General features: G+C 57.1%; 23 protein-coding genes. 14 read left to right on the top strand and 9 right to left on the bottom strand.

The genetic code is table 11. The features are described from left to right. Window positions 1-3 precede the first annotated feature (3 nt). Together mlaE and mlaF are read right to left on the bottom strand one after the other, a co-directional pair. The gene (gene mlaE / locus ACEQFP_RS10920) at window positions 4-786 is read right to left on the bottom strand and encodes a lipid asymmetry maintenance ABC transporter permease subunit MlaE (RefSeq protein WP_005281710.1); all 783 of its coding nucleotides are present in this window, start codon (window positions 784-786) and stop codon (window positions 4-6) included. Further along, complete coding sequence (mlaF, locus tag ACEQFP_RS10915) at window positions 776-1,606, bottom strand: phospholipid ABC transporter ATP-binding protein MlaF (RefSeq protein ID WP_370546989.1); 831 nt, start codon at window positions 1,604-1,606, stop codon at window positions 776-778. The genes mlaE and mlaF overlap by 11 nt, the downstream gene beginning before the upstream one ends. A gap of 276 nt (window positions 1,607-1,882) precedes the next feature. Here mlaF and ACEQFP_RS10910 point away from each other — a divergent pair, with 276 nt between their 5' ends. The 12 genes from ACEQFP_RS10910 (at window position 1,883) to rnk (ending at window position 10,638) form a co-directional block, all read left to right on the top strand. Continuing rightward, window positions 1,883-2,872: a calcium/sodium antiporter gene (locus ACEQFP_RS10910; RefSeq protein WP_005281708.1), complete on the top strand. Its 990-nt coding sequence runs from the start codon at window positions 1,883-1,885 to the stop codon at window positions 2,870-2,872. Between the two features lie 52 nt (window positions 2,873-2,924). Continuing rightward, complete coding sequence (gene kdsD, locus ACEQFP_RS10905; protein ID WP_005281707.1) at window positions 2,925-3,911, top strand: arabinose-5-phosphate isomerase KdsD; 987 nt, start codon at window positions 2,925-2,927, stop codon at window positions 3,909-3,911. A 15-nt stretch (window positions 3,912-3,926) separates the two neighbouring features. Beyond that, the gene (kdsC, locus tag ACEQFP_RS10900) at window positions 3,927-4,493 is read left to right on the top strand and encodes a 3-deoxy-manno-octulosonate-8-phosphatase KdsC (protein ID WP_005297337.1); all 567 of its coding nucleotides are present in this window, start codon (window positions 3,927-3,929) and stop codon (window positions 4,491-4,493) included. After that, window positions 4,490-5,062, top strand: coding sequence for an LPS export ABC transporter periplasmic protein LptC (gene lptC, locus ACEQFP_RS10895; RefSeq protein WP_005281705.1), 573 nt, complete (start codon window positions 4,490-4,492; stop codon window positions 5,060-5,062). Before kdsC ends, lptC begins: the two co-directional genes overlap by 4 nt. Continuing rightward, complete coding sequence (gene lptA / locus ACEQFP_RS10890) at window positions 5,037-5,594, top strand: lipopolysaccharide ABC transporter substrate-binding protein LptA (protein ID WP_005281704.1); 558 nt, start codon at window positions 5,037-5,039, stop codon at window positions 5,592-5,594. The genes lptC and lptA overlap by 26 nt, the downstream gene beginning before the upstream one ends. Before the next feature lie 6 nt (window positions 5,595-5,600). Continuing rightward, window positions 5,601-6,326 carry an LPS export ABC transporter ATP-binding protein gene (gene lptB, locus ACEQFP_RS10885; RefSeq protein WP_370546990.1) on the top strand — a complete coding sequence of 242 codons (726 nt, stop codon included), beginning with the start codon at window positions 5,601-5,603 and terminating at the stop codon, window positions 6,324-6,326. A 126-nt stretch (window positions 6,327-6,452) separates the two neighbouring features. Then, window positions 6,453-7,922, top strand: a complete 1,470-nt coding sequence (gene rpoN, locus ACEQFP_RS10880; protein ID WP_005281701.1) for an RNA polymerase factor sigma-54 — start codon at window positions 6,453-6,455, stop codon at window positions 7,920-7,922. A 21-nt stretch (window positions 7,923-7,943) separates the two neighbouring features. After that, on the top strand, window positions 7,944-8,231 hold the full coding sequence (gene hpf, locus ACEQFP_RS10875; RefSeq protein WP_024524583.1) for a ribosome hibernation promoting factor: 288 nt from the start codon (window positions 7,944-7,946) through the stop codon (window positions 8,229-8,231). A 116-nt stretch (window positions 8,232-8,347) separates the two neighbouring features. After that, on the top strand, window positions 8,348-8,812 hold the full coding sequence (gene ptsN / locus ACEQFP_RS10870; protein WP_005281697.1) for a PTS IIA-like nitrogen regulatory protein PtsN: 465 nt from the start codon (window positions 8,348-8,350) through the stop codon (window positions 8,810-8,812). A 107-nt stretch (window positions 8,813-8,919) separates the two neighbouring features. Then, window positions 8,920-9,771 (top strand): RNase adapter RapZ, encoded by an 852-nt coding sequence (gene rapZ, locus ACEQFP_RS10865; RefSeq protein ID WP_005281696.1) that lies wholly within the window; start codon window positions 8,920-8,922, stop codon window positions 9,769-9,771. 7 nt (window positions 9,772-9,778) lie between these two features. Beyond that, entirely contained in the window at window positions 9,779-10,051 is a 273-nt protein-coding gene (gene npr / locus ACEQFP_RS10860; protein WP_005281695.1) for a PTS phosphocarrier protein NPr, read from the top strand. Between the two features lie 176 nt (window positions 10,052-10,227). Then, entirely contained in the window at window positions 10,228-10,638 is a 411-nt protein-coding gene (gene rnk / locus ACEQFP_RS10855; protein WP_035597411.1) for a nucleoside diphosphate kinase regulator, read from the top strand. 30 nt (window positions 10,639-10,668) lie between these two features. Here rnk and ACEQFP_RS10850 read toward each other — a convergent pair whose 3' ends face one another. From ACEQFP_RS10850 to deoC, 6 genes are all read right to left on the bottom strand, one after another. Beyond that, on the bottom strand, window positions 10,669-11,184 hold the full coding sequence (locus ACEQFP_RS10850) for a cytochrome b/b6 domain-containing protein (RefSeq protein WP_370546991.1): 516 nt from the start codon (window positions 11,182-11,184) through the stop codon (window positions 10,669-10,671). 5 nt (window positions 11,185-11,189) lie between these two features. Beyond that, window positions 11,190-11,576, bottom strand: coding sequence for a cytochrome b562 (cybC, locus tag ACEQFP_RS10845; RefSeq protein ID WP_005291336.1), 387 nt, complete (start codon window positions 11,574-11,576; stop codon window positions 11,190-11,192). 213 nt (window positions 11,577-11,789) lie between these two features. Continuing rightward, on the bottom strand, window positions 11,790-12,515 hold the full coding sequence (gene deoD, locus ACEQFP_RS10840; RefSeq protein WP_005281692.1) for a purine-nucleoside phosphorylase: 726 nt from the start codon (window positions 12,513-12,515) through the stop codon (window positions 11,790-11,792). Window positions 12,516-12,582: 67 nt separating this feature from the next. Further along, window positions 12,583-13,806, bottom strand: a complete 1,224-nt coding sequence (gene deoB / locus ACEQFP_RS10835; RefSeq protein ID WP_005281691.1) for a phosphopentomutase — start codon at window positions 13,804-13,806, stop codon at window positions 12,583-12,585. Between the two features lie 98 nt (window positions 13,807-13,904). Then, window positions 13,905-15,227 (bottom strand): thymidine phosphorylase, encoded by a 1,323-nt coding sequence (gene deoA, locus ACEQFP_RS10830; protein WP_005281690.1) that lies wholly within the window; start codon window positions 15,225-15,227, stop codon window positions 13,905-13,907. A 106-nt stretch (window positions 15,228-15,333) separates the two neighbouring features. Continuing rightward, a complete protein-coding gene (gene deoC, locus ACEQFP_RS10825) occupies window positions 15,334-16,113 on the bottom strand; it encodes a deoxyribose-phosphate aldolase (protein ID WP_005295773.1) in 780 nt (259 codons plus the stop codon). A 407-nt stretch (window positions 16,114-16,520) separates the two neighbouring features. On the opposite strand from deoC, the gene ACEQFP_RS10820 reads away from it, so the two are divergent. Together ACEQFP_RS10820 and ACEQFP_RS10815 are read left to right on the top strand one after the other, a co-directional pair. Next, the gene (locus ACEQFP_RS10820; RefSeq protein WP_035597421.1) at window positions 16,521-18,071 is read left to right on the top strand and encodes a YjjI family glycine radical enzyme; all 1,551 of its coding nucleotides are present in this window, start codon (window positions 16,521-16,523) and stop codon (window positions 18,069-18,071) included. Next, entirely contained in the window at window positions 18,043-18,906 is an 864-nt protein-coding gene (locus ACEQFP_RS10815) for a YjjW family glycine radical enzyme activase (RefSeq protein WP_005295777.1), read from the top strand. Before ACEQFP_RS10820 ends, ACEQFP_RS10815 begins: the two co-directional genes overlap by 29 nt. A 51-nt stretch (window positions 18,907-18,957) precedes the next feature. Here the strand turns inward: ACEQFP_RS10815 and ACEQFP_RS10810 are convergent, their stop codons facing one another. Next, window positions 18,958-20,223, bottom strand: a complete 1,266-nt coding sequence (locus ACEQFP_RS10810; protein WP_172953290.1) for a NupC/NupG family nucleoside CNT transporter — start codon at window positions 20,221-20,223, stop codon at window positions 18,958-18,960. Window positions 20,224-20,440: the final 217 nt, after the last annotated feature.

Here is a 20,440-nt window from a genome sequence, read left to right as displayed (position 1 = left end):
GTCTCAATTCCCAAACATCAGTGCCGTCAGCACAAAATCTAACCCCAGAACCGCCAGTGAAGAGTGGACAACGGTGCGCGTCGTCGCACGGCTAATCCCGGCGGAGGTGGGGATGGCATCATAGCCGTTAAATAAGGCGATCCACATCACCGTGATGGCGAACACCAGGCTCTTAATCAGGCAGTTCAACAGATCGGTACGGTAATCCACCGCCCCCTGCATCGCCGACCAGAAGAAGCCCGCGTCGATGCCTTTCCAATCGACACCGACGACCGAGCCACCCCAGATACCGATGGCGACAAAGATCACCGTCAGCAACGGCATGCTGATCACCCCCGCCCAGAAGCGAGGCGCCACGACACGCCGCAGAGGATCGACCGCCATCATCTCTAGACTAGAAAGCTGCTCCGTCGCCTTCATCAAGCCAATCTCGGCCGTCAGCGCCGATCCGGCGCGCCCGGCGAACAGCAAGGCGGTGACCACCGGCCCCAACTCACGCAGCAGCGACAGCGCGACCATCATCCCCAGACTGGCCTCCGCGCTGTAGGTGGTCAGCACCAGATATCCCTGTAACCCCAGCACCATGCCGATAAACAATCCGGACACCATGATGATCAACAGCGACTGCACCCCCACGCTATACAGCTGACGGCGCAGCAGCGGCCATTGCTTGGCTGGCTCTGGGCGGCCAACCAGCGCGCTAAACAGCATCAAGCCGGCACGGCCAAAGGCGGCACAGACATTGATCCCGCGGCGTCCTAACGACGCCAGTCCATTAAGCAACATGTGAGGCGCTCTCTCCTGAAGACAACAAGGCCCGGCGGTAGTCACCCGCTGGGTAACGGAAAGGCACCGGCCCATCGGCGATACCATCGAGGAATTGGCGTACCCGCGCATCCTGATTATCGCGCAGTGCCTGGCGATCGCCATGAGCAATCACCCGTTGATCGGCCACGATATAAGCCTGATCCGCGATGCTCAGCACCTCGGGGACATCGTGTGAGACCACCACGCAAGTGATTCCTAGGGCATGGTTAAGCTCATCGATCAGCTTAACCAGCACCCCCATGGTGATCGGATCCTGACCGACGAACGGTTCATCGAACAAGATCATCTGCGGATCGAGTGCGATGGCGCGCGCCAAGGCGGCACGACGCGCCATCCCACCGGAGAGTTCGGACGGCATCAGATCGGCGGCGCCGCGTAGGCCCACGGCCTCCAACTTCATCAGCACGACGGTACGTAACAGCGTCTCCGGCAAGCGGGTATGCTCACGCAAGGGAAAGGCCACATTATCGAAGACACTGAGGTCGGTAAATAGCGCGCCAGACTGAAACAGCATGCTCATTTTCTTACGTGCCGCAAACAATTGGCGACGGGAGAGCGCTGGAATATTCTCGCCATCGAACCAGATATCCCCGCAATCGGGGCGTAGCTGGCCAGCGATCAGGCGCAGCAAGGTGGTCTTACCGATCCCCGACGGCCCCATGATGGCCGTCACCTTGCCTCGCGGAACGGTGAGATTGATGTCGGTAAAAATCGGGCGATTTCCGCGGCTAAAACTCATCCCGCGGATATCCACCAGATTATTTTCCTGATGATTCATCCACAATGATTCCTGGTTATAGGTTAGCTAACCCAAGCAAAACATAATCCAATGCTTTTTCTCGGCGATTAGTGCTATTTTTTCGTCAATTTGGCACGCATCGGGCCAAACTCCAGCCTTAGGGCAGCATAAGTTTTACTTTTATCCCGCCTACCGTCAAAATTAAGCGTATCGCTTACTGTTAGCGGCATCGGCGGGCTGCTAGCAGCCTTTCGTCCGTTTCGTTTAGCCGGACCGGACACCGACGTCCGGACTTACTCTACTCAAGGATTCAGCATGCTGCTCGCCACCTTGCTACTGCTCATCGGCTTACTACTCTTAGTTTATGGCGCAGACCGCGTGGTATATGGCGCGGCAGCCGTCGCGCATGCGTTAGGTGTAGCTCCGCTGGTCATCGGCATGACCATCGTCAGCATAGGGACATCCTTACCCGAATTAACCGTCTCGCTGAGTGCCGTAATGCACAATCAGATCGACACGGCCGTCGGCAACGTTCTGGGGTCGAACATCGCCAATATCTTGCTCATTCTTGGCTGTGCAGCCTTGATCCGCCCGCTTTCCGTGCGTTCTACCCTCATACGCCGTGAACTACCCCTTACTCTGGGGGCCACTATATTGTGCGGTTTTTTACTGTATGACAATCAGCTTAATCGCATTGATGGTGTTATTTTAGTGACCTTTTTCGCCGCATTCTTATGGATGATGCTTAAAATAGCGCATCAGGCAATGTCTGGAGAGGGGGACAGTTACGCCCGCGAACAGATCGCCGAACTCCCACGCGGCACCAGTTTACCGGTTGCCCTGTTATGGATGGCGCTTGGCGTGATCATTCTACCGCTCGCCTCACGCATGGTGATCGATAACGCCAGCGTATTGGCGCGTTATCTTGGCGTCAGTGAGCTGACCATCGGCCTGACGGTGATTGCCATCGGTACCAGCCTGCCAGAACTGGCGACAGCCGTAGCCGGTGCGATAAAAGGTGAGCAAGACATTGTTTTGGGTAATATCATCGGTTCCAATACCTGTAATATTCTAATGGTATTGGGTATACCTGCGTTGATCGGCTCACACGACACGCAGATCGATGGCGCCGCCTTCGGGCGTGACTACTGGACCATGTTAGCGGTCACCCTGATACTGGCGCTATTGTGCCTACGCCGCCGGCACAGCATCGGCCGTCCGGCTGGCGCACTGTTGCTAGGCGGTTTCATCGCCTATGTCGTGCTGCTGTATACGCAGCCTTCGCTGATATTTTATTGGGATTGACTCCCGGCAGAGTCCGCCGAGTCAGTGGTTTTGCCAGACGTGAGAAAACAAAATGTCACATACGGAGTTTCAGCCGGGTTTTGATTTCCAGCAGGCGGGTAAAGAAGTCCTGCGTATCGAGCGTGAAGGACTCGCGCAACTGGATCACTTCATTAACCAAGACTTTGTCCAAGCCTGTGAGGCCATGCTCCGCTGTCGCGGCAAGGTGGTCGTGATGGGGATGGGTAAATCCGGTCATATTGGTCGCAAGATAGCGGCCACACTGGCCAGCACCGGTACCTCATCCTTTTTCGTCCATCCTGGCGAGGCCAGTCATGGCGATCTGGGCATGGTGGAAGCACGCGATGTCGTATTGGCCATCTCCAACTCGGGAGAGTCTCAAGAGATCCAGGCCCTGATCCCGGTGCTGAAACGACAAAATGTCACCCTGATCTGCATGACCAACAACCCAGAGAGCGCCATGGGACGGGCGGCCGACATCCACCTGTGTATCCGTGTGCCGCAAGAGGCCTGTCCGCTGGGGCTAGCGCCGACCACCAGCACCACCGCGACGCTGGTGATGGGCGATGCGCTCGCCGTGGCGTTATTACAAGCGCGCGGCTTCACCGCGGAAGACTTCGCTATGTCACACCCCGGCGGCGCACTGGGACGCAAGTTACTCCTACGTGTCAGCGATATCATGCACAGCGGTGATGAGGTACCGACCGTCAATCCGGCGGCGTCCCTACGTGACGCGCTGCTGGAGATCACCCGCAAGAATCTCGGCTTAACGGTAATCTGTGGTCCCGATGCCCATATCGAGGGGATCTTTACCGATGGCGACCTGCGCCGTATATTCGACATGGGAATCAACCTGAATGACGCCAAGATTGCCGATGTGATGACCCGCGGTGGAATCCGCATCCGGCCGACGGCACTGGCTGTCGAAGCCCTCAATCTGATGCAAGATCGCCATATTACCTCGTTGCTGGTCGCGGAAAACGATCAACTGCTTGGCGTGGTGCATATGCATGATATGCTGCGCGCCGGCGTAGTCTGAACAAACGGAGCTTTCATGCCACACACTACCACCCCGATTGCCACCTGCTATGGGCCGGTTTCCGCCGATGTCATGGCGCGCGCCGCTCAGGTCCGTCTCCTGATCTGCGACGTGGACGGTGTGCTGTCCGACGGGCTGATCTATATGGGCAACCAGGGCGAAGAGCTTAAGGCGTTCAATGTGCGCGATGGTTATGGCATTCGCTGCCTGGTGACCCAGGGTATCAATGTGGCCATCATCACCGGGCGCCGTTCCCAATTGGTCGCCGACCGTGCCGCGACGCTGGGCATCAACCATCTGTATCAAGGGCAATCGAATAAACTCATTGCCTTTGAGCGCATCCTCGCCGATCTGCAGCTCACGCCGGATCAGGCCGCCTATATTGGTGACGACCTGATCGATTGGCCGGTCATGGCACGTGTCGGCCTCGCCGTCGCCGTCGCCGATGCGCACCCACTCCTTCCACCGCGTGCGCACTATACGACCCGTATCGCCGGTGGACGCGGTGCCGTGCGCGAGCTGTGTGATCTGATCCTGCACGCGCAGGGGCGCCTGGATCAGGCCCAGGGGTTGTCGATATGAGTCGAAGTAAACGCTGGCTCATCGCCCTGTTGACCCTCATCGCGTTGGCGTTGATCGGCTGGAATATGGCCGATAACACGCCCAGCGATGCGCCCTCGGTCAGCGATCCCTCGCAACCGACCTATCAAAGCCAACATACACTGACTGTGGTCTATGATCCCAGCGGTAAGCTGAGCTATAAGTTGGTCGCCCAGGATGTACAACATTACAGCGAGCAGGGGGTGACGTGGTTCACCCGGCCAGTATTGACCACCTTCGATCCCCAAGCGGTCGCCACCTGGTCGGTACGCGCCGATCGCGCGAAGCTGACCAAAGATAATATGCTGTATCTCTACGGTAATGTAGAGGTCAATAGTTTGACCCCGACCTCGCAACTGGAACGGATCACCACCGATAATGCCCAGGTTAATCTGGTGACTCAGGACATAAGTTCGGATGATGAAGTAACCCTGTACGGCAGTAATTTCACCTCTCATGGATTGAAGATGCGCGGCAACATGCGGGATAAAACGGCACGGTTGATTGACAAGGTAAACACCTATTATGAAATTCAAAGCAAGCACCCTTAAACTGCGTGATCTGATCCTTGCCGCCTCGCTGTTAACGGCCAGCGCCTCGGCATTGGCCGTCACCGGCGATACCGATCAGCCGATCCACATCAACTCCATGCAGCAGTCATTGGATATGCAGGGGAATGTCGCCACCTTTACCGGCGATGTCATCGTCACCCAAGGCACCATTAAGATCACCGCCGACAAAGTGGTCGTCACCCGACCTAACGGCGAGCAAGGTAAAGAGATCGTCGAGGCCTATGGTAATCCGGTAACCTTCTACCAGATGCAGGACAACGGCAAGCCCGTCGAAGGTCACAGCCAGAAGCTGCGCTATGAACTGGCGAAAGACTATGTCATCCTGACCGGCAATGCCGTCCTGACGCAACTCGACAGCAATATCGAGGGCGACCGTATTACCTATCTGGTGAAACAGCAGCAGATGGAGGCCTTCAGCGACAAGGGCAAGCGTGTGACCACCGTCCTGCTGCCGTCGCAATTGCAGGATAAGGGCACCGCTAAACCGGCCCCCCAGAAGAAGAGTAACTGATTCGTTATGGCACGATTAATTGCGCAAAACCTGGCCAAATCCTATAAAGGGCGTCGGGTGGTAGAAAACGTCAGTCTGACGGTTAACTCCGGCGAGATCGTCGGTCTGCTCGGTCCGAACGGTGCCGGCAAGACCACCACCTTCTATATGGTGGTCGGGATCGTACCGCGCGATGCGGGTAACATCATCATCGACGACGAGGATATCAGTCTACTGCCATTGCATGCCCGCGCCCGACGCGGCATCGGCTATCTACCGCAGGAGGCCTCGATTTTCCGCCGCCTCAGCGTCTATGATAACCTGATGGCCGTGTTGGAGATCCGCGACGATCTGGATGCCAATCAGCGCGCCGATCGCGCCGATGAGTTGTTGGAAGAGTTCCACATCGCCCATCTGCGTGAGAATCTCGGGCAATCACTCTCTGGCGGTGAACGGCGTCGTGTGGAGATCGCCCGCGCGCTGGCGGCCAATCCTAAGTTTATTTTGCTAGACGAACCCTTTGCTGGGGTCGACCCGATCTCGGTCATCGACATCAAGAAGATCATCGAACACCTGCGCGATCGTGGGTTGGGCGTGCTGATCACTGACCATAACGTGCGCGAAACGCTGGACGTGTGTGAGCGTGCCTATATCGTCAGCCAGGGTAACTTAATCGCCCATGGCTCCCCCAATGAGATTCTGGAAAACGAACAGGTGAAACGCGTCTATCTGGGTGAAGAGTTCCGCTTGTAACGGGCACGACACCTGGCGGATACGCGGGTGTCGGGGCGTTGCGGCTCTTTACATTCTCGCCGCAGGAGGCCCCCGCGTCTCCCTCCGGCCACCACTGTCTGCAATCAAGGAACAGAACGCGCGATTATGAAGCAAGGCTTGCAACTCAGACTCAGCCAGCAGTTGGCCATGACGCCCCAACTGCAACAGGCCATTCGCCTGTTGCAGCTCTCGACGCTGGAGTTACAGCAAGAAATCCAGCAGGCGTTGGAAAGCAATCCTCTGCTGGAACAACTGGATCCCAATGAGGAAGCCGGCGACGACGGCGTCGTTCGCGAGAATACACAGGAGGATGTCGTCACACGCGATGATGCCGATCCACTGGATAGCCGCGAGGCGTTGGAGCAACGTGAGATGCCGGACGAGCTGCCGCTGGATGCCAGCTGGGACGAGATCTATACCGCTGGCACCCCCTCAGGCACGGGAACGGATTATCATGACGACGAGTTACCCGTGTTTCAGGGAGAGACGACCCAAACGCTGCAGGACTATCTGATGTGGCAGGTCGAACTGACCCCCTTCAGTGATACCGATCTGGCCATCGCGACCGCCATCGTCGATGCCGTCGACGATACCGGCTATCTCAGCGCCTCGTTGGAGGAGATCCTCGAGAGTCTAGGGGACGATCGCGTCCTACCGGAAGAGATCGAGGCCGTCCTCAAGCGCATCCAACGTTTTGATCCGGTCGGTGTCGCCGCGCGTGATCTGCGCGACTGCCTACTGGTCCAGCTCTCGCAATTCGCCGACGACACGCCCTATCTCAACGAGGCTCGTAGCATCGTCGATCGCCACCTCGATCTGTTGGGTAATCACGATTTCCGAAATCTGATGCGTTCGACTAAGCTAAAAGAAGAGGTGCTCAAGGCGGCGATGCAACTGATCCAGAGCCTCGACCCGCGGCCAGGACTCTCCATCAATACCGGCGAGTCTGACTATGTCATCCCCGACGTGCTGGTGCATAAACATCAGGAACGCTGGGTGGTTGAGCTCAATCAGGACAGCGTCCCGCGCCTGCGTATCAATCAACATTACGCCGCGCTGGGCACTCAGGCGCGTAACGATAGCGACAGCCAGTTCATTCGTAGCAATCTGCAAGAAGCGAAGTGGCTGATCAAGAGCCTAGAGAGCCGTAACGATACCCTGCTGAAGGTATCGCGTTGCATCGTAGAGCAGCAGCAAGCGTTCTTCGAGCACGGGCCGGAGGCGATGAAGCCGATGGTGCTGGCAGATATCGCTCAGCAAGTCGAAATGCACGAGTCGACGATCTCACGCGTGACTACGCAGAAGTTTCTGCACAGCCCGCGCGGAATCTTTGAACTGAAATATTTCTTCTCCAGCCATGTCAGCACCGAGGACGGCGGCGAGGCCTCCTCCACTGCCATCCGGGCGCTGGTGAAGAAACTGATCGCGGCAGAAAATCCGGCGAAGCCGCTGAGTGATAGCAAACTTACCACTCTATTGGCAGATCAGGGTATCATGGTCGCCCGGCGTACTGTCGCAAAATACCGAGAGTCTTTGTCCATTCCACCGTCCAATCAGCGTAAACAGCTGGTGTGACTAACCGAGAAGGAAGACATGATGCAGCTCAATATTACTGGACACCATCTTGAAATTACTGACGCTATTCGTCAGTTTGTTAGCGAGAAATTTGCCAAACTTGAGCAGTATTTTGACCGGATCAATCAGGTCAACGTCACCCTCAGTATTGAAAAGGTCGATCACATCGCCGAAGCGACGGTGTTTATCAATGGTGGCGAGCTGCACGCCTCCGCCGAGCAGGAAGACATGTATGCCGCCATTGATGTGCTGATAGATAAACTGGCGCGCCAGTTGAATAAACATAAAGATAAACTAAAACAACATTAACACTGCCTTCAGGCTGGCATGCCAGCCTAGCGACCGACGGCCTGCCCTCCGGGACAGGCCGTTTAAGCCTTTAAGGCAAGGGTCGAGGCACACAGCAGCTTTTTTGAAAAAACACCATGAGTAATGACTTAACTATGCCTTTAAGCGTCGTGCTGACTCCGGAATGCACACGCAACGCCGTCCACTGTGCCAGCAAGAAACGTGTGCTGGAGATCATCAGCGAACTGGCTGCCGCCCAACTCAACCTGCCGACTCAGGTGGTGTTCGACGCCATTCTGACACGAGAACGCATGGGGAGCACCGGGATCGGCAATGGGATCGCCATTCCCCATGGCAAGCTTGAGGAGGATACCCTGCGAGCCATCGCCGTCTTTATCCACCTCGATCAACCCATCAACTTCGACGCCATCGATAATCAGCCCGTCGATCTGTTATTCGCGCTTCTGGTACCGGCCGATCAGTGTAAAACCCATCTGCAGACACTCTCTCTGATGGCGCAGAAACTGGCGGATAAGAGCGTGTGTCGTCGCCTACGTGCGGCGCAAAGCGATGACGAGCTATACCAGATCATCACCGAGTGATCCGACCTGGCGGATGCCATGCTATCTCTGGCCATCCGAGCTTGATAGTATGAATCACAGGCAGGTGATAACGAGCCAGGTAATAACAACAACAGGGGAGTAGTCATATGGTGCTGATGATTGTCAGCGGCCGTTCCGGCTCAGGGAAATCCGTGGCCTTACGTGCCTTGGAGGATATGGGATTTTACTGCGTCGATAATCTACCGGTCGAGCTACTGCCCGATCTGGCGCGTACGCTGGCTACCCGTGAAACCTCGGCGGCGGTTAGTATCGACGTGCGTAACATGCCTGAGTCACCGGAAGTGCTGGATAAGGCGATGAACAATCTGCCTGAGAGCTTCTCTCCCCAGTTGCTATTTCTCGACGCCGATCGCAACACATTAATCCGCCGTTACAGCGATACCCGACGCCTACATCCATTATCAAGTAAGAATCTGTCACTGGAGTACGCCATCGATCAGGAGAACGAGCTGCTGGAGCCTCTGCGCTCACGCGCCGATCTGATCATCGATACTTCGGAGATGTCGGTGCATGAGCTGGCAGAAATGCTACGTGCCCGGCTGCTGGGTAAACGCGAGCGTGAGCTGACGATGGTGTTTGAATCCTTCGGCTTCAAGCACGGTATTCCCATCGATGCCGACTATGTCTTCGACGTGCGTTTCCTACCGAATCCACACTGGGATCCCAAGCTACGCCCGATGACCGGCCTGGATAAACCGGTGGCGGCTTTCCTCGACCGCCACACCGAGGTGCATAATTTCATCTATCAGACCCGCAGCTATTTAGAGCAGTGGCTGCCGGCGCTGGAGAACAACAACCGTAGCTACCTAACCGTCGCCATCGGCTGTACCGGCGGCAAGCATCGCTCGGTCTATGTCGCCGAGCAACTGGCCGACTACTTCCGCTCGCGCGGCAAGAACGTGCAGTCACGCCATCGTACACTAGAGAAACGCAAATAGGCCGGCCATGAGCGTGAGACAAACTGTCGAAATCAAGAACCGTCTGGGGATGCACGCCCGCCCGGCGATGAAACTATTCGAGCTGGTGCAAGAGTTCGATGCCACCGTCACCCTGCGTAATGAAAATGGCGTCGAGGCCGAGGCCAACAGCGTCATCGCATTACTGATGCTGGACTCGGCACAAGGCGGCCAGATCGAAATCCAAGCCTCGGGTGCGGATGAACAGCAGGCGTTGGAGGCGGTTGTCTCCCTCTTTAACGCCGGCTTCGACGAAGAATAATCTTCTGCCGTCTGGCAGGTGATCACTCGCCGATTTGTGAGCTCGCTCTCTTTAAAACCCTGAGTGAGCTTACTATGATCGTCAAGGTACGACCCTCACCGCCCATGCCGGGACGGTGAGGGTTTTATTTTGTGACGAGACTGGACGCAACGCTGCGTCACATCATGGAGAGAATCATGTCCCGACCTGCGATTATCATCAATGAATTGGACGCGGAACGCCTCGACAGGCTATTAGAACGCCCAGAGTTCGCTAACCAACCCATCGCCCAGGCATTAAATGAAGAGCTTGATCGCGCACAGTTGCTGGCACCTGAAGCCATGCCGACCGATGTCGTCACCATGAACAGCCGGGTGCGCTTCCGCGATTTAAGCAGTAACGAAGAACATGTTCGTACTCTGATCTATCCCCATCTACCGAACGACGCAGAGGATGGCCTGTCGGTGATGGCGCCGATCGGTGCGGCACTACTCGGCCTACGCGTCGGCGACGCTATCCGTTGGCACTTACCCAACGGCAGCCAGACGCATATCGAAGTCTTGGCGTTGCTGTATCAGCCCGAAGCGGCCGGTGAGTTACACCGATAAGCGCGGCCAGCCGGAAACGGCTGGCCGACCTCATTCATCCAGCCCGCGCCGACGCCCCGGCAACATGGCGGCGATCAGATTACGACGTAGCCAGACTGACATGGCGATCACCGCCAGGACATGCACGCAGACCACCGCCGTCAACGCCTCGATTAACCAGAGATGCCACAGGTCTAGCGGCCAGCGCCAAGCCAACGCGCTCCCCTGCCCCCAGCCCGTCAAGGCAATAGACAACAGTAGCAACCACGTTAGCCAGATGCCGATGGCGCCTAACGGATTATGGTGCAGGGTCTGCGGCACCGTTCGACTACGCAGCTCGCGTAAATGCTGTATCAGGTTGTGCGGCGTTGGGATGAAGGCCGATAGGCGCGCGGGGCCGCGTGCGAATGTCACGCCCCACAGCAAGCGTAACAGCACCAGCCCTGCCACCGTCAACCCGATACCCCGATGCCAAAGGCTACCAGGGACCGTCAGATACAGACGATTAAGCAGGAAGCCCAGAGCCACGCTCCAGTGCGTCAGGCGGACGACCGCATCCCAACGCATCAGGCTTAACGATACTTTTTATGGTAGGTATTGCGAGTTTGCAACATCTGTTGCGCCTCGCTCTTGGCTTGATCCAACTGGCCGGCATCCGCCAGTTTCTCGGCCTTATCGATCTGACCGATCAAGATATCCAAGCCATGGCGATAATCTTTCATCTCTGCGCTATCGGCCGCCTGCCCCTGCAACTTAGGCGGTGTCTCGCTCTTAGCGGCCTCGGCGGCGCTACGCATCGCCGTCAACGCCTGTTTAAAATCCTGCGCCGTCGTGGCTTGCTGCGCCTGACGGTAATTCAGGTTAATGCTGTCCATGTCTTCGCTCAAGCTCGCTGCCTGAACCCATGCGCTGCTCGCCATCATCGCCAAGCCCGCCAAGGCCAATACTGTCTTCCGCATCTCTCTTCCCCACGTTTTATTAACATTTAGTCACGCTATTAAACATAATAAGGATAGGGAAAAGAGGCAAGCGCCGACACGACACAATCTATGCGGTATGACCTATCATTGCGAAAGATATAAAAAACTAGCGCTCACGCTAGCCGTTTAAAACGGTCAATAAAAAAGGGGCCATACGGCCCCTTAATACAGGATTTATCACCGACAAGCGTCTTATGCTTGTTCTTTATCGCCCAGCAGAACGGATTCCAACGCGATCTCGATCATGTCGTTGAAGGTCGTCTGACGCTCGGCAGAACTGGTCTGCTCGTGGGTACGGATATGGTCGGATACGGTACAGATAGTCAGCGCCTTAGCACCAAACTCGGCGGCCACGCCGTAAATCCCCGCCGCTTCCATCTCGACACCCAGGATGCCGTACTTCTCCATCACGTCGAACATCGTCGGATCCGGGGAGTAGAACAGATCGGCGGAGAACAGGTTACCGACGCGCACATCGATGCCCTTCGCCTTGGCGGCATCAGCGGCATTACGCACCATGTCAAAGTCAGCGATGGCGGCAAAGTCCTGGTCTTTAAAGCGCAGGCGGTTCACCTTAGAGTCGGTGCAGGCGCCCATACCGATCACGACGTCGCGCAGCTTAACGTCCATGCGTACCGCGCCACAGGAGCCCACACGGATGATTTTCTTCACACCGAAGTCGGTGATCAGCTCTTTGGCATAGATGGAGCAGGAGGGGATCCCCATGCCGTGGCCCATCACAGAGATCTTGCGCCCCTTATAGGTCCCGGTAAAGCCCAGCATACCGCGGACGTTGTTTACCTGGCGAACATCCTGCAAAAAGGTTTCTGCGATATGTTTCGCCCGTAGCGGATCGCCCGGCATCAAAACGACGTCGGCGAAATCACCCATTTCAGCATTAATGTGCGGCGTAGCCATAAGTTTAATCCTTCTCTTGAACGCAATAGACGGGAAAACGCCACCCAACAGGGGGTGGCGTTAATAATTAAAACATCGGTTTACCGTAAGCCATCGGCGACAGACCGAAATACTGAGCCACCGTCTGGCCAATATCGGCAAACGTATCACGCTCACCGAGGGAGCCCGGTTTGACCTTCGGGCCGTAAACCAGTACCGGAATATGCTCACGTGTATGATCGCTGCCGTGCCAGGTCGGATCGCAACCGTGGTCGGCGGTCAGGATCAGAATGTCATCCGGCTGCACCAGCGCCAACATCTCCGGCAGGCGACGGTCGAATAGCTCCAGCGCCGCGGCATAACCGGCGACATCGCGACGGTGGCCGTAGGAGGAGTCAAAGTCGACGAAGTTGGTGAAGACGATGGTATCGTCCCCCGCCTGACGCATCTCCTGTAAGGTCGCGTCGAACAGCGCATCGATGCCGGTCGCCTTCACCTTCTTGGTGATACCCACATTGGCATAGATGTCGGCGATCTTACCGATGGAGACCACCTCGCCCTGCTTCTCATCCACCAGCTTCTTCAGCATGGTCGGTGCCGGCGGCTCTACCGCCAAATCGTGACGGTTACCGGTACGCTGGAACTGACCAGGTTTATCACCGATAAACGGCCGCGCGATGACGCGCCCGATGTTATAGCCACCTTTGGTCAGCTCATCGCGCGCAATCTCGCACAATTCATACAGTCTTTCCAGCCCGAATGTCTCTTCATGGCAGGCAATCTGGAATACCGAGTCGGCAGAAGTATAGAAAATCGGCTTGCCGCTACGCATGTGCTCCTCGCCCAGCTCATCGAGGATCACGGTGCCAGAGGCGTGGCAGTTACCCAGGTAGCCCGGCAGGTTAGCGCGCTCAACCAAGGTATCCAGCAGTGCCTGCGGGAAGCTGTTCTGATGCTCGTGGAAGTAACCCCAATCGAACAGCACCGGCACGCCCGCGATTTCCCAATGGCCTGACGGCGTATCTTTACCGGAGGAGAGCTCGTTGGCATAACCATAAGCGCCGATGATCTCCGCGTTTTCGTCTAACCCCTCAGGGAAGCGTCCGGTGGACTCTTGGGCAGCTTTGCCCAGCCCCAGACGGCACAGGTTGGGCAGATGCAGCGGTCCTTTACGCCCGATGTCAGCCTCACCGCGAGCGCACGCACTGGCGATGTGTCCCAGGGTATCGGCCCCTTCGTCACCAAAGCGTTGCGCATCCTTGGCCGCACCAATGCCAAAGGAATCCAGAACCATGATAAATGCACGTTTCATCTTACTCTCCCGCGCTTACGCGCCAAGCGCCCGCCCGGCGTCTCGAGACGCACGAACGGGCCAAAATCATCAGACTCGGTTTGCTATTGGCTTAACCTCTACTGGGTGATACGGCGATACACCACCGGCGTCGCTTCAGGCGCATGTTCGCCCAGCGTCACCGCCGCCCGCACCGCCTCGGCGGCCTGTTGCCAGCTCGTCTCATCGCGAGCATGCACCACGGCCAACGGACGCTGCGCGTCTACCTTATCGCCCAGGCGAACCATCTCAGTCAGCCCCACGCTGTAATCAATGCTATCGCTGGCCTGGCGACGACCGCCACCCAGACCGACGACGGACATTCCCAGCGCCCGAGTATCCATCGCCGTGATAATACCAGTTTGTTCCGCAAATACCGGCTTACTCAACACGGCCTGCGGCAGATAGCGGTCATAATGCTCAACGAAGTCAAGCGGACCCCCCTGTGCGGCCACCATGCGCCCGAAGACCTCGGCCGCCTTGCCATTATCCAGGACTGCCTGCAGCTTACTGCGAGCCTCATCCTGATCGGCGGCTAACTTACCGGAGATCAACATCTCGACACACAGCGCCATGGTCACCTCGAACAGGCGCGGGTTACGGGCTTCGCCCGTCAGGAACTGTACCGCTTCACGCACCTCCAACGCATTACCTGCGCTGGAAGCCAGCACCTGGTTCATGTCGGTCAGCAACGCCGTCGTACGGCAGCCAGCCCCATTAGCCACCCCAACGATAGCCTCGGCCAACGCGGCAGATAGCTCGAAAGTCGGCATGAAGGCGCCAGAGCCGACCTTCACATCCATCACCAAGGCATCCAACCCTTCCGCCAGTTTCTTCGCCAAAATCGAGGCGGTGATCAGCGGAATGGAGTCCACGGTGGCCGTGATATCGCGCGTCGCATAGAAACGCTTATCTGCCGGTGCCAGTGAGGTAGTCTGCCCGATAATCGCGACGCCGACATCAGCAATAATGCTACGGAAACGACTATCGTCCGGGAAGATATCGAAGCCTGGTATAGATTCTAGCTTATCCAGCGTACCGCCAGTATGTCCCAAGCCACGCCCGGAGATCATCGGCACATAACCGCCGCAGGCCGCGACCATCGGCCCCAGCATCAGTGAGGTAACGTCACCCACTCCCCCCGTCGAATGCTTATCGACGATCGGGCCATTCAGATGCAGTGCGCGCCAATCCAACACGCTCCCTGAGTCACGCATCGCCATGGTCAAGGCGACACGCTCCGCCATCGTCATATCATGAAAAAAGATGGTCATCGCCAGCGCGGCGATCTGCCCTTCCGAAACGGTGTTATCCCGGATACCATTGACGAAGAAGCGGATCTCCTCCTCGCTCAATGCGTGGCCGTCGCGCTTTTTACGAATAATTTCTTGTGCTAGAAACAAGGTAACCCCCTGTTAAGCCGATTGTTAGAGTGGGATCGTCTACGCGATCCCTCAGAGGTAAAGGCTGTTCATCGTGATCAGGCCGCCGCAGCGGCCTGAATGGGCATCAGTAGCTGCTACCGGTACCCTTGGCGTCATAACCCAAGGTCTGTAGCAAGCTGGCCAGCAGGCTAGAGGCACCGAAGCGGAAATGGCGGCTATCGGCCCAGCCCTCACCCAACAGACGATCGGCGAGTGCCAGGTATTGTGCGGCATCTTCCGCCGTACGCACGCCACCGGCAGGCTTGAAGCCGACGCTCTGTGCCACACCCATGTCACGGATCACGCTCATCATGATCTCCGCGCTCTCCAGGGTCGCATTGACCGGTACCTTACCCGTCGAGGTCTTGATAAAGTCGGCGCCGGCCTTGATAGAGATTTCTGAGGCCTTGCGGATCAGGGCTTCTTCTTTCAGCTCACCGGTTTCGATGATCACTTTCAGCAGTACGTTAGCCGCGGCACAGGCCTCTTTACAGGCTTTCACCAGATCGAAGCCCACCTGCTCATTCCCCGCCATGAATGCACGATACGGGAAGACCACATCCACTTCGTCGGCGCCATAGGCGATCGCCGCACGGGTTTCCGCCAGCGCGATTTCGATATCATCATTGCCGTGTGGGAAGTTGGTCACCGTCGCGATGCGGACTTCAGGCGTTCCTTGTTCACGCAGGGTCTTACGCGCGATCGGAATGAAGCGAGGGTAAATACATACCGCGGCAGTGGTGCCCGCCGGGCTTTTGGCCTGATGACACAGCGCGATCACCTTCTCATCGGTATCGTTGTCATTCAGGGTAGTGAGATCCATCAGGCGCAGTGCGCGCTGAGCGGCAGTTTGTAACTCGGTCATAATACTCTCCAACTGGCTGAACGCGGCCCATGCCGGTTCAATCAAAAAAAACGGGGACGGAGGTGCTAACGGCTTACACCGTCAAGTTATCCCACACGTTGGCGAGCGGACTTGGTTCCCTGAAGAGACACCCGGATGCGCCGGATGACACTGAGATCCTTCTCACCGCACAAAGCCCTTCTGGTGTGATGATTTGAACACAAAACCTCCGTCATATTTGTGTTCAATGTCACATTAGATGAAAATCCAAATGCAACATTATCGATACATATGCGATGGCGATCACAAATAGCTCGCAATTATTATCCTGGTGATCCATAAACTCAGTCAGCTGCGAGGCGGATCAATCCTCTCCTGCCCACTTATTCGTAATCTGGTTGCCATCACCATCATTAACGGTTGCAACTATGTCTGAGATCATCGATAGCACACTACGCCAACGCGGCATGGCCATCGCCTGCGATCCCCACCTCTCTCCCGAACAGAAGCGCCACTTCTTAGCGCTGGAGGCGGAAAATCACCTGCCCTATCCACCCCTGCCCGACGATGCTCGGCAGGCGTTGGAGGAAGGCGTCATCTGTGACATGTTTGAAGGCCATGCCCCCTACAAGCCACGTTACGTGTTGCCGGACTACGCCCGTTTCCTCGCTCAAGGCTCGACTTGGCTGGAGCTCGAACCGGCGCAAGACTTCGATGACGCCCTCGCCATGCTGGTTATTCTGTATCACCATGTCCCATCCGTCACATCCATGCCGGTATTTTTGGGGCATTTAGATCAACTATTACTACCGTATGTTGGAATTTTAACAGAAAACGAATTATATATCCGTATAAAACGATTTTGGCGTTATCTGGATCGCACTTTTCCCGATGCCTTTATGCATGCCAACCTGGGGCCGTCGGATAACCTGTTAACACGCCTCTTCTTACGCGTCGACGCCGAGCTCGCGCAGGTCACGCCCAATCTAACGCTCCTCTACCATCCCGACCTCACCTCCAACGCCTGTCTACAACACGCCATCGAGAACATCTGTCACTGCGCCAAGCCACACATCGCCAATGCCGCGCTACATGATAAGATCTTCACAGCGGGCGGCTATGGCATCGTCAGTTGTTATAATTCACTGCCACTGGCTGGGGGCGGCAGTACGCTGGTGCGCCTGAACCTAAAAGAGGTCGCGCTACGTAGCCAAGGGGAAGAGGACTTCTTTCAACGCACCCTGCCCGATTACTGCCAACGGCAAATCGCCATCCTCAACGCGCGCGCCGACTTCCTGTTCGAATGCTCTCACTTCTTTAGCCAGAGTTTCCTGGTACGAGAGGGGCTGATCGATCCGGCACGTTTCGTGCCGATGTTCGGTATCTTCGCCCTCGCCGAGGCGGTCGAGATCCTTACTCAGCAGGCGGGAACGGCGCTGCACTATGGCCAAGATGCGCAGGCCAATGCCTTGGCTTACCGCATCAGCGCCTGGCTCGCGGATTTTGTCGAGACGACACCCCTGCGCCACGCCTGGCGGCAGCATGCCCTACTGCATGCTCAATCGGGCATCAGCAGCGATCGCGGTACCACCCCCGGAGCTCGCCTGCCCTACGGTCAAGAACCGGATCCCGTCAGCCACCTGCTGACTGTCGCCCCGCATCATGCCTATTACCCCGCCGGCATCAGCGATATCCTGACGCTGGATCCCACCGTGCAAAGTAATCCCCAGGCACTGATGCAACTCTGCCTGGGCGCCTTTTCCGTCGGGATGCGTGAGTTCACTGCCAACGTTGCGGGTAGCGAATTGGTACGCGTCACGGGCTATATGGTGCGAAAATCCGACCTGGAGCGTTTTCAGCGCGAGGGGTCACGCCTGAATACCACTTGGCTGGCTGAGGAGGCTGCTCGTAATAGCGGCATGTTGGAACGACGCGCACGGGTGATCAGCCATGAGCAGCAGATGCGCTTTAGTCAATAAGCTCCTGCCCTTCTCCTGCGTCGATGGGCCGGGTAGTCGTTTGGTGCTGTTTCTACAGGGCTGTAACCTGCGTTGTCGCAGCTGCCACAATCCTTACACCATCGGCCATTGTAATCACTGCGGCCTCTGCATCGCGACGTGTCCACACCAGGCCCTCAGTCTGTGTGACGGGCGGGTGGTCTGGGATGCGTCTCGCTGCCAGCAGTGCGACACCTGCCTGCAACGTTGCCCGCACCAAGCCAGTCCGATGGCTTTCTCCCTGAGTGTCGAGGAGGTCTTGCTACAGTTACGCCGCCAAGCGCCATTCATCAATGGTCTCACCGTGAGTGGCGGTGAGGCGACGCTGCAGTTACCCTTTCTGCAGGCGTTATTCCAGGCGATTCGGCAAGATCCACTGCTGCAAAGGCTCAATTGCCTGGTCGACAGCAATGGTGAATTGGCAGAGAGTGGTTGGGCGCGACTACTCCCTTGGTGTGATGGCGTCATGGTCGATCTGAAAGCGTGGAGAGACGAGCGACATCGTTGGCTGACCGGGCGCGGCAATCGGCGCATCCTGCAGAGCATCCGCTGGCTAGCCCAGCAACATCGCCTAGCGGAATTACGTCTATTGGTTATCCCACAGTACAGCGACTACCTCGACCACTGTGACGCGCTAGCCGAGTTCATCCTGACGCTCGGTGAAGTCCCCGTACGCCTAAATGCCTTTCACCCCCACGGCGTCTATGGCCCGGCGGCGGCGTGGCGCCGAGCCGATCGGGAAGCGATTGAGCGGCTAGCCGAGGCGTTAGCCGTTCGTGGTGTGACACGCGTGATCCGCCCGGCGCTGTATCTATAAAAAAACCACCCCGACCGTGGGCCGGGGTGGTTTTGTCCGTCAAGACGCGACTTACAACGCCAGGAAGAAACCGGCGATGGTCGCGCTCATCAGGTTAGAGAGGGTACCGGCCGCCACGGCGCGCAGGCCGAAACGCGCGATGTCATGGCGACGCTTCGGTGCCATGCTACCTAGCCCACCCAACAGGATCGCGACCGAGGAGAGGTTAGCGAAGCCACACAGGGCAAAAGAGATGATCGCCTTGGTATGCGTCGACAGTACCTGCAGGCCTGCCGCCGCGACATCCGCATCCGGCTTTAAGTATTCGCCGAAATTCATATAGGCCACAAACTCATTAACGATCAGCTTCTGGCCGATGAAAGAGCCGGCAACCTGTGCCTCGCTCCACGGAACACCAATCAGGAAGGCGAGCGGGGAGAATAGCCACCCCAGGATCAGCTCCATAGAGAGCTGCGGGTAGTTAAACCATGCACCGATCCCCCCTAACATGCCATTCAGCAAGGCGATCAAGGCGATAAAGGCCAACAACATTGCGCCGACGTTCAACGCCAACTGCAAACCGGACGCCGCACCCGAGGCCGCAGCATCGATCACGTTAGCCGGACGATCTTCGGCAGCCACCAGCGCACTGGCATCCTCACGGTCATGGGTCTGCTCGGTTTCCGGCACGATCAGCTTAGCGAACAACAGGCCACCCGGCGCCGCCATGAAGGAGGCCGCGATCAGGTACTCCAGCGGTACCCCCATCTGCGCATAACCGGCGAGTACCGAACCGGCGACGGAGGCTAACCCCCCACACATCACCGCGAACAATTCGGATTGCGTCATGGTCGCGACATAGGGACGCACCACCAACGGTGCCTCGGTCTGGCCGACGAAGATGTTGGCCGTCGCCGACAGTGACTCGGTACGAGAAGTCCCCAGCAACTTGTGCAACGCACCGCCCAGGATACGGATCACCAACTGCATGATGCCCAGGTAGTACAACACCGCGATCAGCGAGGAGAAGAAGACGATAACGGGCAAGACGCGCAGGGCAAAGACGAAGCCACCGCCACCGAACATTTCGAACATCTTGTCGGACACTAACCCGCCGAACATGAAGGAAATACCTTGGTTGCCATAGGCGATAACGTTTGCTACGCCGCTAGACATCGCCCCCAACATGTCGCGCCCTGCCGGCACGTACAACACGAAGGCGCCGAGGCACACCTGAACCGCAAAGGCACCCGCCACGGTGCGCACTCGAATAGCGCGGCGGTTATTGGAAAGCAGCACGCCGAGTAAGATCAGCGAGACCATTCCCACCACACCCATTAAAAGTTGCATGGTTATTATCCCTGTTGTGTGAGTCTTTGATAAAAGGCTTACACGCCCAATGGCGCAAGCCGTCTCCTGGTGCCAGGCAAAAAACAGGAGGGGGTCCATCGCCGGCGGGCGGATTATAGCGGGGCTATGCGGTTATTTGCGCGCATTGCTCACAAATTTATACAACTTGAAGCAAGTTAAATTGTTAAAAGGTGATGCATATCAC

This window comes from Edwardsiella sp. A.80236, from assembly GCF_044540725.1.
GTDB lineage: Bacteria > Pseudomonadota > Gammaproteobacteria > Enterobacterales > Enterobacteriaceae > Edwardsiella > Edwardsiella tarda.
Note: the sequence above shows the minus strand (reverse complement) of the source record. Positions and strands in the feature narration are given on the sequence as shown.